This is a genomic window from Rhizobium sp. CG5, from assembly GCF_023701945.1.
Lineage (GTDB): Bacteria > Pseudomonadota > Alphaproteobacteria > Rhizobiales > Rhizobiaceae > Allorhizobium.
Genome location: NZ_JABAEF010000013.1, coordinates 41,099 through 55,076, shown reverse-complemented (window position 1 = coordinate 55,076; position 13,978 = coordinate 41,099). Strand labels below are relative to the sequence as shown.

Annotated in this window: 11 protein-coding genes; 1 reads left to right on the top strand and 10 read right to left on the bottom strand. The window is 63.2% G+C overall.

Annotation, left to right across the window (positions count from 1 at the left end; all coding sequences use genetic code 11):
* Nucleotides 1-9 precede the first annotated feature (9 nt).
* The 5 genes from HGO38_RS20185 to HGO38_RS20165 form a co-directional block, all read right to left on the bottom strand.
* Nucleotides 10-678, bottom strand: a complete 669-nt coding sequence (locus HGO38_RS20185; protein WP_250957700.1) for a methionine ABC transporter permease — start codon at nt 676-678, stop codon at nt 10-12.
* The gene (locus HGO38_RS20180) at nt 668-1,750 is read right to left on the bottom strand and encodes a methionine ABC transporter ATP-binding protein (RefSeq protein ID WP_250957699.1); all 1,083 of its coding nucleotides are present in this window, start codon (nt 1,748-1,750) and stop codon (nt 668-670) included. Before HGO38_RS20180 ends, HGO38_RS20185 begins: the two co-directional genes overlap by 11 nt.
* Before the next feature lie 351 nt (nt 1,751-2,101).
* Entirely contained in the window at nt 2,102-2,833 is a 732-nt protein-coding gene (locus HGO38_RS20175) for an EAL domain-containing protein (RefSeq protein WP_250957698.1), read from the bottom strand.
* Nucleotides 2,834-2,901: 68 nt separating this feature from the next.
* The gene (locus HGO38_RS20170) at nt 2,902-4,275 is read right to left on the bottom strand and encodes a GH1 family beta-glucosidase (protein ID WP_250957697.1); all 1,374 of its coding nucleotides are present in this window, start codon (nt 4,273-4,275) and stop codon (nt 2,902-2,904) included.
* A gap of 212 nt (nt 4,276-4,487) precedes the next feature.
* Complete coding sequence (locus HGO38_RS20165) at nt 4,488-4,976, bottom strand: nucleoside deaminase (RefSeq protein WP_250957696.1); 489 nt, start codon at nt 4,974-4,976, stop codon at nt 4,488-4,490.
* A 375-nt stretch (nt 4,977-5,351) separates the two neighbouring features.
* On the opposite strand from HGO38_RS20165, the gene HGO38_RS20160 reads away from it, so the two are divergent.
* A complete protein-coding gene (locus HGO38_RS20160) occupies nt 5,352-7,292 on the top strand; it encodes a methyl-accepting chemotaxis protein (RefSeq protein WP_250957695.1) in 1,941 nt (646 codons plus the stop codon).
* Nucleotides 7,293-7,448: 156 nt separating this feature from the next.
* Here the strand turns inward: HGO38_RS20160 and HGO38_RS20155 are convergent, their stop codons facing one another.
* The 5 genes from HGO38_RS20155 to HGO38_RS20135 form a co-directional block, all read right to left on the bottom strand.
* Complete coding sequence (locus HGO38_RS20155) at nt 7,449-8,621, bottom strand: Gfo/Idh/MocA family protein (protein ID WP_250957694.1); 1,173 nt, start codon at nt 8,619-8,621, stop codon at nt 7,449-7,451.
* A 383-nt stretch (nt 8,622-9,004) separates the two neighbouring features.
* A complete protein-coding gene (locus HGO38_RS20150) occupies nt 9,005-10,057 on the bottom strand; it encodes a sugar phosphate isomerase/epimerase family protein (RefSeq protein WP_250957693.1) in 1,053 nt (350 codons plus the stop codon).
* Nucleotides 10,058-10,291: 234 nt separating this feature from the next.
* On the bottom strand, nt 10,292-11,236 hold the full coding sequence (locus tag HGO38_RS20145) for a substrate-binding domain-containing protein (protein ID WP_250957692.1): 945 nt from the start codon (nt 11,234-11,236) through the stop codon (nt 10,292-10,294).
* A gap of 86 nt (nt 11,237-11,322) precedes the next feature.
* Nucleotides 11,323-12,327 carry an ABC transporter permease gene (locus HGO38_RS20140; RefSeq protein ID WP_250957691.1) on the bottom strand — a complete coding sequence of 335 codons (1,005 nt, stop codon included), beginning with the start codon at nt 12,325-12,327 and terminating at the stop codon, nt 11,323-11,325.
* Between the two features lie 87 nt (nt 12,328-12,414).
* Nucleotides 12,415-13,941 (bottom strand): sugar ABC transporter ATP-binding protein, encoded by a 1,527-nt coding sequence (locus HGO38_RS20135; protein ID WP_250957690.1) that lies wholly within the window; start codon nt 13,939-13,941, stop codon nt 12,415-12,417.
* Nucleotides 13,942-13,978: the final 37 nt, after the last annotated feature.

Genomic DNA, 13,978 nt, shown 5'->3' with positions numbered 1-13,978 from the left:
TGGGCGGAATTAGTTCTTACGACTGCGCTTGTCGAAGCGGCGAGCCAGCGCATCGCCGGCGCTCTGCAGCGCCTGCACCAGCACGATCAGCACCACGACGACGGCCAGCATGACATCCGGCATGAAGCGCTGGTAGCCGTAGCGGATGCCGAGATCGCCGAGCCCGCCACCGCCAACAGCACCGACCATGGCCGAATAGCCGACCAGGCTGACGGCGGTCAGCGTCAGGGCCAGCGTGATACCGGGCCGGGCTTCGGCAAGCAGCACCTTGGTGACGATCTGTACCGGCGTGGCGCCCATGGCGCGCGCCGCTTCGATCAAGCCCTTGTCGACCTCGCGGATCGCCGCTTCGATCAGCCGCGCCACGAAGGGCACGGTCGCCACGGTCAACGGCACGATGGCCGCCGACGTGCCGATCGAGGTGCCGGTGATCAACCGCGTGAACGGGATGATCGCCACAACCAGGATGATGAAGGGCGTCGAGCGGGCTGCATTGACGATCAGGCCGAAGATCCGGTTGATCGCCGGCGCCGCAAACAGCTCGCCCTTGCCGCTGGTGGCGAGGAACACGCCGATCGGCAGGCCGATCAGCGTGCCGATGATGCCGGCAACGGCCACCATGTGCAGGGTTTGCAGGAGTGCTTTCGAAAGCAGGGCGAAAAGCATGTCAGGCGCCATAGCCGAGCACCTCCGTGGAAAGACCGGTTTGCTGGTAGAAACCGGTGGCGCGCGCAAGCGTCGCCGGATCGGCGGGATAGGCAACGACCAGAGAGCCATAGGGCTCGCCGGCGATATCGTCGATCGCCCCGGCCAGAATATTGACCTCGGGGCCCAGTGCCGCGACTAGCCGGGCGGTCAGCGGTTGGAAGGCCGTATCGCCGAAAAAGATCAGCCGCACGAAGGCGCGGTCGCCCGGCGCCGGGATCGGTTTCAGGTCGGAACTGATCCAGTCCGGCAGCTTGGCGCCGATGCTGGCCGACAGCAGCGCCTGCGTCGTCTCGTGACGCGGCTGCGTAAAGACGTCGAACGTGCGACCCGCCTCGACGATCAGGCCGCGATCGATCACCGCCACATGGCTGGCAATGGTCTTGACCACTTCCATCTCATGGGTGATCAGCAGCACGGTGAGGCCGAGGTCGCGGTTGATGCTCTTCAGCAGTTCCAGGATCGACTGGGTGGTTTCCGGATCCAGCGCCGAGGTCGCCTCATCCGACAGCAGCAGCTTCGGCTCGGTCGCCAGCGCCCGGGCAATGCCGACGCGCTGCTTCTGGCCACCGGACAGTTCCGCCGGATAACGCTCCGCCTTGTCGGACAGGCCCACCAGGTCGATCAACGGCCTGACCCGCGCCTCGATCGTCTTGCGGTCGAAGCCGGCAATTTCGAGCGGCAGGGCAATATTGTCGCGCACGGTGCGTGACGACAGCAGGTTGAAATGCTGGAAGATCATGCCGACCGAGCGGCGTAGTGTTCGCAAGCCCGCCTCGTCCAGCCCGCCGACATCGACGCCATCGACCAGAACCTTTCCGGCCGACGGCAGTTCGAGCCCGTTGACCAGCCGGATCAGCGTCGACTTGCCGGCGCCCGAGCGGCCGATAATGCCGGTGATCGCGCCCTTCGGCACCGCATAGTCGATACCCGCCAGCGCCGTGAAGGCCGGCTGGCCGTGGCTGCCGCCGAAATGTTTGGTGACACCCTGAAAGGCGACCATCGGACCGTCCTGCTCTGCTATGGCAGCGATAGGCACGCTCATCGCAGGCCCCCCGGAACGGAGCAACTCAGGCGGAAAGGAGTGGTCATGATAGTCTCTCGGTCATGGCACCCGGCTGGACCGGGCAAAGATGGGCGGCACTCGCTGTTTATCGCGAGGAACACATTCGACGGTCTCGACGCCGCTCTATCATCTCTGTCTCTGCCTTTTCAAACCCGTCGCGCGCAGGTCAGCCATGCGCCTGTGGAAACTGGTGCCGTTATGAACCCGTTTGGCCGGCAAGCCGAGACAAATTTTTCCGAAGAACCGTGCTGTCACGCAAAATATGACTGAGGCCGGTCTCGGATTTTTCTGCCGGCGCGCCTGGGGATGACGCAGCGTGCTGTCGTGTTTTCAGATCCGCGACGGTTGCTCGAATTGCTCGAAGGCAGGCCGCGCAAGCAGGTAGCCCTGGATGAGGGTCACGCCAAGATCGCTCAGCACGGCCATCTCGTCTGCGGTCTCCACACCTTCGCAGACGGCAGTGATGCCGAATTCGCTGAGCATCGCCAGCGTGTGGGAGACGATGATGCGTTTCGCCCTGTTTCTGTCGATGCCGCGGATCAGGTCCATATCCAGCTTGACGATGTCGGGCTGATAATCGGCAAGCAAATTCAGCCCCGCATGGCCGGCGCCGAAATCGTCGATCGCCGTCTTGAAGCCGATATCCTTGTAGGTCTTCAGGATGTTGAGCAGATGTTCGGTGTCGATCTTCTCGCTTTCGGTGAACTCGAAGATGATGTTGTTGAGGGGAAAGCCGACCCGCTCGGCGGTGGCCAGCGTCAGGCGGATGCAGGCGCGCGGCTCATAGACCGCATTGGGCATGAAATTGATCGACAACCTTGTTCCGGCCGGCGCGTGGGCGGCCGCCAGTTCGATGGCCTTGACCCGGCATTGCTGGTCGAAACCATAGCGGTTCCGGTCGTCGACCAAAGCGAGAATATCGGCGGCGCCCTCGCCCTTGACGCCCCGCACCAGGGCCTCATAGGCAAAGACATCGCCGCTGCTGACATCGACGATCGGCTGAAACGCCATGGAAAACGGGGTCTGGAAACCTTCGCCATCCCGACATCCAGCACATGTCATCGCTCATCTCTCCTCGCTTGAAGTTGAGACATAACGCATGTTCGGTTAAAAAGGTTTCCGCTGCCGGCTCAAATCACCTTGTGGTTGCCGGCCGGGAACTGGGCGGCCAGCTCGCTGTACCACTTGCCGCTCTTCTTCACCGTGCGGACCTGCGTGTCATAATCGACATGCACCAGGCCGAAGCGCATGCTGTAGCCCTCCGCCCATTCGAAATTGTCCATCAGGCTCCAGGCGAAATAGCCGCGCATCGGAAAACCGTCCTTGATCAGGTCGGCGACGACGCCGAGATGCTCGGCATAATAGTCAAGCCGCGGCTGGTCATCCACCTCGCCGTTTTCGACGCCCATATTGTAGCAGGCGCCGTTCTCGGTGATGTAGCAGACCGGCAGTTCGTAGCGGTCGTAGAGCGTCTCGACCAGCGACTTCAGCGCCGGCGCATAGACCTCCCAGCCGATATCGGTCTTGACCGGGGAGACCGGCGGCGCATCGACGGTCGCCGGATAGACGGCGCCCTCGCTCGGATCGGCGGCAACCCGCATCGGCGTGTAATAGTTGAGACCCCACCAGTCGAGCTTCTGACTGATGATCGCCAGGTCTCCCTCCTCGATCGGCGGCATGCGGTCTCCCAGCGCCTCCATCATGTCGGCGGGATATTCGCCCTTGAACACCGGACCGAAGAAGACGCCGTTGTGGAATTGGAAGGCGCGCTCGGCAGCAGCCGTGTCGGCCGCGCTGTCGGAGCCGGCAATCACCGAATGGGCGTTCAGCACCAGGCCGGCCGGCACCTGCGGCGCCACCTGGCGGATCGCATCGATGCCGAGGCCATGGGCGAGATTGGTATAGTGCAGGGCAGCAAGTGCTGCGTCCATGTTGCGCTCGCCCGGCGCATGAATGCCGTAGAGATGGCTGAGCCAGACCGAGCACCATGGCTCGTTGAAGGTTGCCACGGCATCCAGCCGGTCGCCGAGCCGCGCCATGACGATCTTGGCGTAACGCTGGAAGGCATAGGCCGTGTTGCGCGAGGTCCAGCCGCCGTCTCCCATCAGCGCCAAAGGCAGGTCCCAATGGTAGAGCGTCGCATAGGTCTTGATGCCGCGCGCCTTGCAGCCGTCGACCAGCCTGTCGTAAAAATCCAGACCCGTCTCGTTGATCGGGCCGGTGCCATCGGGAATGATGCGCGGCCAGGCGATCGAGAAGCGATAGGCCGATACGCCCATCTCCTTGATCAGGTCGAGATCCGCTTCCCAGCGATTGTAATGGTCGCAGGCGATATCGCCATTGTGCCGGCCGAACACCCGGCCCGGCATGTTGGAAAAGGCATCCCAGATCGACGGCTTGCGGCCATCGACCTTGGTGGCGCCTTCGATCTGGAACGAGGCGGTGGCCACGCCGAACAGGAAATCGCCGGGGAAGCGGGCTGCGAGCGTTTTGGGATCGATCATATCGGGAACTCGTCTTTACCTGGAGTGGACGGCGGGCCGAGGTCGCCACGCCCGCCATGAATGGGATGGCCAGCGGTTTAAACCAACACGGCGCCCAGGTGAAGGCTGCGAACATCACAAACTGCAACGTTTCAGACGACAGATTGATGACTATTGCCGCAATATCAGGGGATAACGCCTTCCGCAGACAGCAGAAGCCGCAACAAAAGCCCCTACCAGACGCCCTCATGCAGGGCCGCCGATTCCTCGCAGAGCATCGGCCCGATCACCTCGACCTTGCGCTGTCCGGCATCGAACACCACCCGGCAGGGCAGGTCGAGCGTCGGGTTTTCCGGATGATTGCCGGTGATCTCCTTCAGCTGATGCTCGCTGATGCCATAGACCAGCCGCCCGACGCCGGCCCAATACATCGCGCCGGCGCACATGGCGCAGGGCTCGGCCGAGGAATAGAGCGTGCAGGAGTTTAGGAACTTCGGATCATACTGCTGCGAGGCCCGCGTCATCAGCACGCGCTCGGCATGGCCGGTCATGTCTTTGGTCGGGTTATAGGCATTCTCCTGCTCCATCAAGACAGCCCCATGCGGCCCGACCAGGATCGACCCGAACGGATGATTGCCATTGCGATACGCCCGCGCCGCCACCTCAAAAGATTTGCGCAACAGCGCTTCGTCATCCAGGGCGGTGGGGGGAGGCGTGGTCATGGGCGGAGATCCCTCGTGGGTGTTGTGCACTGCGGGGGAGATTGGGAGATGCGGGTTGGGTTGGCAAGAAGAATTGGCTCGGAACGGGCTCTGCAATCCGGCCTGTGTTGCCGTTTTGCGCTGAAGACTTCCGTCTTTCATCCTTTCCTTTACTTCGAACATCGTAATTAACGAATACAAAATATTTCATGATTAGATTTGGCCATGTCGAAATCACCTGTCGCACATTGCTGATGGTGTCGGACGGTACACAGCATCGGAACCTGGCAACCTGAGGGAGCCAGGTGGCGATGCCTTACCGCTTAACGGTTTGCCCGGCGAATGATTTGCCTGTGGCTCCCTCAAATGAACGCCAGGTTCCTACAGGAGTGGCATGTGAAACACGTATCGATCATCGGGAAATTCTTCATCATCATGGCCGCATTCGGCCTGTTTTCGCTGGGCATGGCTTTCTATTCCGGCCAACAACTCAAAGCTATCGACGATAGCTACAGCGAGTTGCTGCACAGTGAATCGCCGGCGGCCCTCTACATGGCGCGCTCCAACCGCAGCCTGCAGGCCGTGCGCGCCTCGATCGGCGACCTGCTGATGGCGCGAACGCCTGAAACAAACGCGAAGGCCGATAAAGACATCAAGGATGCCATAGCGAGTTTCGTCAAATATATGGACCTGGCCATCGCTGCCCTACCGGAAAAGCAGGAGCTGCCGGTTATCAAGGAAGACGCCGTGAAACTGTTTACGGATGTCTGTGGACCGACACTATCTGCGGCCGAGTCAGCGACGAGCGAGCAGGACGTCGTCGCATCGCAACTCCTGTTCGCCAAGGAGTGCCAGCCCGCCTTTGGCGCCATATCACCGCGCTTCACGGAACTGACCACCGCAATCGTGGATTCGGCAAATGCAGAAAGCGATCGGCTCACCGAAGTCACCAACAAAGCCTTTGTGATGACGCTGAGCGTCGTTGTTCTGGGCATGCTTGCCGTATTGGTCTTCGGTTTCCTCGCCATCCGCGCGTGGCTCGTCAAGCCGATCCAGACCATGGTCGGCGCCATGGGCGTGCTTGCCAATGGCGACTTCACCCCGGTTGTCGAAGGCGCCGATCGCCGCGATGAAATCGGCACCATGGCCAAGGCGGTGCAGATCTTCAAGGACAACGGGCTGCGGGCCATCCAGCTGGAGCAGGATGCCGCCTCCAACCGTTCGGCAAGCGAAGCAGAACGGGCCCGCGTGGTCGAACAGGACCGTCAGCGCGCCCAGGAAATGGCCAAGGCCACATCAGGCCTTGGAGAGGGTCTCAAGCATCTGTCGAGTGGCGACCTGACCTTCCGCCTGCAGGAACCCTTTGCGAGCGACTTCGAAGCTCTGCGCTCCGACTTCAACTCCGCCGTCGGCCAGTTGGCGGAGAGCCTGCGGTCGGTGTCCCAGGCAACGGGTTCGATCGACAGCGGCGCCCGCGAGATCAGCCAGAGCGCCGAAGACCTCTCGAAGCGCACGGAGCAGCAGGCTGCCTCCCTGGAAGAAACCGCGGCAGCGCTGGACCAGATCACCACCAATGTCAGCAACTCTTCCAAGCGCACGGAAGAGGCGCGCCACGTCGCGATCGAAGCCAACAAATCGGCACGCCGCTCCGGCGAGGTCGTCTCGAATGCCGTCACTGCAATGCAGCGCATCGAACAGTCGTCGAACCAGATCTCCAGCATCATCGGCGTCATCGACGAGATCGCCTTCCAGACCAACCTGCTCGCCCTGAATGCCGGCGTGGAAGCCGCACGAGCCGGTGACGCAGGCAAGGGCTTTGCCGTCGTGGCCCAGGAGGTTCGCGAACTGGCCCAGCGCTCGGCCCAGGCGGCCAAGGAAATCAAGGACCTGATCCGCAATTCTTCCGACGAGGTCAGCACCGGCGTCAAGCTCGTGCAGGAAACCGGACAGGCATTGAAGGTCATCGAAGAGCAGGTCGTGACGATCAATACCCAGCTCGACGCGATCGCCGTCTCGGCCAAGGAACAGTCCGTCGGCCTTGCCGAGGTCAACACGGCCGTCAACCAGATGGACCAGGTGACCCAGCAGAACGCCGCCATGGTCGAGGAATCCACGGCCGCCAGTGCCGCCCTTGCCGGCGAAGTTCAGCGCCTGCGGGAAATCATCTCCGAATTCCGCCTGGGGTCCGACAGCAATGTCGCCAGCAGCAGCAGACCGGTCGCCGCCAAGCCGGGCCAGAAGCCCGTCGCCTCGCCGGCGAGACGCATGATGGCCAAGGTGGCCAGCGCCGTCGGGATGGGCGGCGGTGCCTCTGCCGAGAGCTGGGAAGAGTTTTGAGATTGCTCTCGTCCCCACCAACATCGGCAAACAGAGGGGCCGGCAAATTTGCCGGCCTTTCTTTTTGCGCGCAAGTCGCGGTCGTCCCTTAAGACCAAGCCCGCAGCGTGATCGCAGGACAACCAGCGTCTCGTCTTCGCTCGATACTGTCTTCGCTTACACCTTCACCCACACCCCATTCGCCCTAGACGACGCCACGCAGGCCGTGACGAACGCCACCCCCTTCACACCATCATCGATGGTCGGATACATCACCGCCGGATCGACCGGAGCCCCGGTGCGGGCGGCGTGGATGGCTTTGGCGGCCTCGGTGTAGATCGTCGCAAAGGCTTCGAGATAGCCTTCCGGGTGGCCGCCCGGGATGCGGGTGACGCGGGCGGCGGCCGCGCCGGCGCCGGCCCCGCCGCGGGTGATCAGCTGCTTGGGCTCGCCGAGCCGCGTCAGCCACAGATAGTTCGGATCGGCCTGCACCCATTCGATGCCGCCCTTGGTGCCATAGACGCGCACCTTGAGGCCGTTTTCGTTGCCCGGCGCCACCTGGCTGCACCACAGAAGTCCCTTGGCTCCGCCTTCAAACCTGAGCATGACATGGGCATTGTCGTCGAGCCTGCGGCCTTCGACAAAGGTGTGCACGTCGGCGGCCAGTTCGTCGAGGGTGAGGCCAGAGATGAAGCAGCCGAGATGATAGGCATGGGTGCCGATATCGCCGGTCGAACCGCCGGCGCCCGATTGCGCCGGATCGGTGCGCCACACCGCCTGCTTGGCGCCGGTCTGCTCGACCGCCTCGGTCAGCCAGTCCTGCGGATATTCCATCTGCACCAGCCGGATCTCGCCCAGTTCGCCGTTTTGCACCAGCTCGCGGGCATGGCGCACCATGGGATAGCCGGTGTAGTTGTGGGTCAGGATGAACAGCGCCTTGGACTGGTCGGCCATGGCTTTCAGCTTCAGCGCATCGTCGAGCGTCGAGGTCAGCGGCTTGTCGCAGATCACATGGATGCCGCGCTCCAGAAAGGCTTTTGCCGCGGGATAATGCACATGGTTGGGCGTGACGATCGACACCGCCTCGATGCCGTCGGGCCGGGCCGCTTCCTTCTCCGCCATTTCCTCGAAGCTGCCATAGGCGCGGTCGGGATCGAGGCCGAGCTCAAGGCCGGAGGCCAGCGATTTTTCCGCCGTCGACGACAGCGCGCCGGCGACGAGATCGAAGCGGTCGTCCAGCCGTGCCGCCATGCGATGCACGCCGCCGATAAACGCCCCCGCCCCGCCGCCGACCATGCCGAGACGGATTTTCGGGGCACGCGATGGGGTTTTTCCGGCTTCGATAGTCATGGGGTTTTCTCCTTTGAAATCGATCGTTCAACCGAGGGGTTACCCCCCTCTGTCACTCCGTGACATCTCCCCCTCAAGGGGGGGGAGATTGGCCGCAAGCGTTATGCCTTGTTTGGGTCGCGTGGTGCCGGCTCCATCCGATCTCCCCCCTTGAGGGGGAGATGCCCGGCAGGGCAGAGGGGGGTAGCCCTGCCTCACCGCCCCTCTGCCTTGCTGCCCCTCATCCCCGGCGCAACGTGCATTGCGCCTGAGCTGCCGCCACCTCCTCCCCGCAAGCGGTGAGAAGCAAGCATGCCGCAAGCCGCCCGCCTTACCGAAATTCCGCCGCCGGCGTACTGCGTCCCCTCGCCCCGCTTGGGGAGAGGGTTGGGGCGAGGGGCAGACTAAAGCCCCAGCATGCGCCGGTTGGCCGCATCGTCGGTGCCGCTGGCGGCAAAGTCGTCGAAGGCTTTCTCGGTGACGCGGATGATGTGCGCCTTGACGAATTCGGCCCCTTCGCGGGCGCCGTCTTCCGGGTGTTTCAGGGCGCATTCCCATTCGACCACGGCCCAGCCGTCGAAATCATTGGCCGCCATCTTCGAAAAGATCGCGCCGAAATCGACCTGCCCGTCGCCCAGCGACCGGAACCGCCCGGCCCGTCCGACCCAGCCCTGGTAGCCGCCATAGACGCCCTGCCGGCCGGTCGGATTGAACTCCGCGTCCTTGACGTGGAACATCTTGATGCGGTCCTTGTAAATGTCGATATGGTCGAGATAATCCAGGCACTGCAGCACGTAATGCGAGGGATCGTAGAGCATGTTGGCGCGCGGATGGTTCTTCACCCGCTCCAGGAACATCTCGAAGGTCACGCCGTCATGCAGGTCTTCGCCCGGATGGATCTCGTAGCACACGTCGACGCCATGCGCCTCGGCATGGTCGAGGATCGGCGTCCAGCGCTTGGCCAGCTCGTCGAAGGCGGCCTCGACCAGGCCGGCCGGGCGCTGCGGCCAGGGATAGATGAAGGGCCAGGCGAGCGCGCCTGAAAAGGTCGCGTGCGCCGAGATGCCCATATGCCGCGAGGCGGTGATGGCCATCTTGACCTGTTCGACCGCCCAGGCCTGGCGCGCCTTCGGATTGCCGCGCACTTCCGGTGCCGCAAAACCGTCGAAGGCCTCGTCATAGGCCGGGTGGACGGCGACCAGCTGGCCCTGCAGATGGGTCGACAGCTCGGTCACCTCGACGCCATTGCCGCGCGCCACCCCTAAAAATTCGTCGCAATAATCCTTGGAAGCGGCCGCCTTCTTGAGGTCGAACAGCTGACCGGCCCAGGTCGGAACCTGCACGCCGAGATAGCCCTTGTCGGCCGCCCATTGGGTAATGCCGTCCCAGGTGTCGAACGGTGCCGCATCGCCGGCGAACTGGCCGAGAAACAGGGCCGGGCCCTTGATGGTTTTCATCGCTTCACATCCTCCCTTGGAACCGTGCCGCTCTGTAAAGGGCGGGATCCCTCTTATCTCTAGACTCTTGAGGCGCCCAATCCGGGTCCTCGACCTGTAACGTTGCAGGAGCCTGAAGGCTAACCGTCCAAACCTCGTCCGACAAGCCGCGCCGTCAGATTTTTTTGACCGCGACATGCTGCGGAGAAGCCCGCCCGGGTCATCATGTCCCGGGCGGTTCCCACACGACGTGACTTAGAAAGGCGAATCCGGGAAGTAGTAGTTCGCGGCATTCTCCTTGGTGATCAGCGTCGCATCCAGAGTATAGGTGCCCGACACCGGAACCTGGTTGAGCACGGCGGCAGCCGTCAGCTCCATGGCGGTGCCGACCATCGCCGGCGGATAGAGAACGTCGACCGGGATCATCTTGTCGCCGTCCATGACCTTCTTGATCATGTCCTTGGACCCGGCACCGGCCACGACATACTGGATGTCGGTGCGCTTGGCCTGCTCGATGGCCTGCAGCACGCCGACGGCCATGTCGTCATCCTGGCACCACACCACGTCGATCTTCGGATACTTGGTCAGGTAGTCCTGCATGACCTTGAAGGCATCGTCGCGGTTCCAGTTGCCGAACTGGCGGTCGAGAACCTTGACCTTGGAGCCGGCAATGCCCTTGTCGAACCCATCCTGGCGCTGCTGATCGATCGGGATCGGCATGCCGCGGATGATGACGACTTCGGCGTCCGGCGTGGTTTCCTTGATATAGGTGCCGGCCACTTCGCCGAGCGCCGGATTGTTGCCGGCGACGTAGAGATCGCGCACGGAGCTGTCGTTGACGCTCGGCGCCCGGTCGACGATGGTGACGAACGTGCCCTTGGCCTTCACTTCCTTGATTGCGTTGACCAGCGGATCCGGATCGGTCGGCAGGATGACCAGCGCGTCGAGGCCCTGGATCGCCAGATCCTGGATGGCATTGGCCTGGCTTGCCGCATCCGGCGAGGTCTTGACGATCACCGTGGCGTTCGGATGTTCCTTGCGGATCAGTTCGGCGACGCGCTCGGCATGGTAGACGACGCCGGCCGTCCAGCCGTGGTCGGCCGCCGGAATGGATACGCCGATGGTCTTGGCCTCCTGCGCCAGAGCCGTTCCGGCCATGGCCGCCGCGACAAAGGCTACTCCTATCAATCTTTTCAGCATTTCTCTCTCCCTAGTGCAATGCCGGGGTCTTTTGGTCTTTGAAAGGAGCCGGGCGACCCGAGGACCCGGCTCAATGGTGCGACCGATCAGGCTTTCCGCCCCAGCGAACGCTGCACCAGCATCGCGATGATGATGATGGATCCCTGGATGGTGCCGATCAGATATTCGCTGATGAAATTGGACAGCAGCATGATGTTGCCGACCAGCTCGAGGATGAAGGCGCCGCAGATCGTGCCCCAGACGCGGCCTGCCCCGCCCTTCAGCGCCGTGCCGCCGACGACGACCGCGGTGATCGCCTGCAGCTCCCAGAGAATGCCCGTGGTTGCCGAAGTGGATCCGAGCCGCGGCACATAGAGCAGCACGGCAATCGCCACGCAGAGCCCCTGGATCACGAAGGCAATGGTGCGCACTCTGTCGACGCTGATGCCGGAATAGCGCGCCACGTCGCGGCTGGAGCCGACGGCCACCACATGCCGGCCATAGCGGGTGCGATAGAGCACGAAGGCGGCAATCGCCGTGACGGCGAAGATGATGACGATCGGGAACGGAACGCCCGCCACCGTGCCGAAATAGGCCGGTCGGTAGAGGTCCTGCAGCTCCGGCGATTTCAGTGTGATGGCGCCGCCCTGCGACAGCCAGGTGGTGAGCCCCCGATAGATGCCCATGGTGCCGAGCGTCGCAATAAACGGCTCGATGCGGCCAACCGTGGTGATCAGGCCATTGGCAAGCCCGCAGGCCGCCCCGATCAAAAGCGTCAGCACGACGGCCGCCGCCAGCATCAGGCCACTGTCGACGATCACGCCGGAATTCATGAACAGGATCATCAGGCTGGCAACAAAGGCCACCATCGAGCCGACCGACAGGTCGAGATCGCCCGAGGAAATGACGAAGGTGGCGCCGACCGCGATGATGGCGATAAACGCTGAGCGCGTCGCCACATTGGCCAGATTGGTGATGCCGATGAAATTCGGATTGACCAGCGCGCCGACCAGCAGCAGTAGTGCAAGGGCGGCAAAGGGTGCGACGGCCCGCATGTCGATATCCCGCCAGGTGCGGCGCCGTGTCTCGGGGCCCTTCGGCTCGTCATTCATGCTCGTGTCCAAACTCAACCTCCCGCCCTCCGTGTCCCTTGCCGGGCTCTCCGGGCCTGTCTTGTTATCCGTTGATGCGCCGTCGCCTCAGGCCGCCTGCTTCTGCTTCAGGCCGGCGGCGTAGCGCATGATTTCCTGCTCGTTGATCTCGTCGCCTTCCAGCACGCCGACCATGCGGCCCTCGCGCATCACCGCGACGCGGGTGCAGAGGCCAATCACCTCCTGCAATTCCGAGGACACGACGATGATCGACCGGCCCTCGCGCGCAAGCGCCGAGATGAAATGATAGATCTGCTGCTTGGTGCCGACATCGATGCCGCGTGTCGGCTCGTCGATGATGATGATCTGCGGCTCGGTCTCCATGACCTTGGCCAGCAGCAGCTTCTGCTGGTTGCCGCCCGACATGCGCCCCGCCACCACCCGGTCGTCGCGCACCCGGATGTCGAAGCGCCGCTGCGCCCGCGCCATCGCCGCCGCCTCGCTTTTCGGCTGGAGATAGCCATGCGGGCTGTGCTGGGCCAGCGACTGCAGCGTCAGGTTCACCGTCATGCCGGAGGCCAGCAGCAGGCCCTTGGACTTGCGATCCTTGGTCATATAGGCAAGCCCGGCAGCGGTCGCCGCCTCGACATCCCCGGCCGGTATGGCATGGCCATAGACCACGACCTCGCCCGATAGGCGCGGCCGCAGCCCGACCACCGCTTCCATCAGTTCGGTGCGGCCGGAGCCCATCAGTCCAGAAAATCCGAACACCTCTCCACGCCGCACCTCGAAACCGGCATCCCGCACATAACCCGTCGAAATCGAACGCACCAACAGCACCACCTCGCCGTCCACATCCGGCTCATGCTTGGCGGGATAAAGACTGGACAGCTCGCGGCCGACCATCAGCTGGGCGATGGATTCGCCGTCGAGCACCGCGGTCTGCGCCGTCTTCACCCATTGCCCGTCGCGCAACACCGTGACGCGATCGGTCAGTTCCATCACCTCGTCGAGCTTATGCGACACGAAGACGAAACTGGTGCCTTTGTCGCGTAGCTTGCGAACCTGCTGGAACAGAACCCGCGTCTCCTCGCGCGACAACACCGCGGTCGGCTCGTCCATGAACACGACGCGCGCATCGCGGCTGATCGCCTTGGCGATCTCCACCATCTGCTTGTCGGCAACGCTCAGCGAACTGATCAGCTGGTTCTCGTCGACATGCGAGCCCAGCGTATCGAGCACGCGGCGCGTCTCGGCGCGCATGCGCTTGCGGTCCAGCACCCCGAACCGGGTGATCTCGCGGCCGAGAAACAGGCTTTCCGACACGGTCAGATGGTCGGCAAGATTGAATTCCTGGTGGATGATGACAATGCCCAGCGCCTCGGCGGCACCATTGGCCGGCAGCTTGATCGGCTTGCCGTCGAGCAGGATTTCGCCGGAGGTCGGCTGCTCGAAGCCGGAGAGGATCTTGACCAGGGTCGATTTTCCGGCACCATTCTCGCCCATCAGCGCATGGATCTCGCCGGCCCGCAGATCGAAATCGACGCTGAACAGCACCTGTACGCCACTGAACGACTTGCTGATGCGCTTAGCCCGAAGCACCACCGCACGGTCGTCGATCGTCTCGGAATTCATGCTGGCCTCCCCGCGGCTCCCATCCGCTTGGAGCGAG

Bases quoted from the DNA above. Each gene is read 5' to 3' on its own strand.
- HGO38_RS20185 (WP_250957700.1), bottom strand. From the start codon at position 678: ATGGCGCCTGACATGCTTTTCGCCCTGCTTTCGAAAGCACTCCTGCAA.
- HGO38_RS20180 (WP_250957699.1), bottom strand. From the start codon at position 1,750: ATGAGCGTGCCTATCGCTGCCATAGCAGAGCAGGACGGTCCGATGGTC.
- HGO38_RS20145 (WP_250957692.1), bottom strand. From the start codon at position 11,236: ATGCTGAAAAGATTGATAGGAGTAGCCTTTGTCGCGGCGGCCATGGCC.
- HGO38_RS20155 (WP_250957694.1), bottom strand. From the start codon at position 8,621: ATGACTATCGAAGCCGGAAAAACCCCATCGCGTGCCCCGAAAATCCGT.
- HGO38_RS20140 (WP_250957691.1), bottom strand. From the start codon at position 12,327: ATGAATGACGAGCCGAAGGGCCCCGAGACACGGCGCCGCACCTGGCGG.
- HGO38_RS20165 (WP_250957696.1), bottom strand. From the start codon at position 4,976: ATGACCACGCCTCCCCCCACCGCCCTGGATGACGAAGCGCTGTTGCGC.
- HGO38_RS20175 (WP_250957698.1), bottom strand. From the start codon at position 2,833: ATGACATGTGCTGGATGTCGGGATGGCGAAGGTTTCCAGACCCCGTTT.
- HGO38_RS20170 (WP_250957697.1), bottom strand. From the start codon at position 4,275: ATGATCGATCCCAAAACGCTCGCAGCCCGCTTCCCCGGCGATTTCCTG.
- HGO38_RS20150 (WP_250957693.1), bottom strand. From the start codon at position 10,057: ATGAAAACCATCAAGGGCCCGGCCCTGTTTCTCGGCCAGTTCGCCGGC.
- HGO38_RS20135 (WP_250957690.1), bottom strand. From the start codon at position 13,941: ATGAATTCCGAGACGATCGACGACCGTGCGGTGGTGCTTCGGGCTAAG.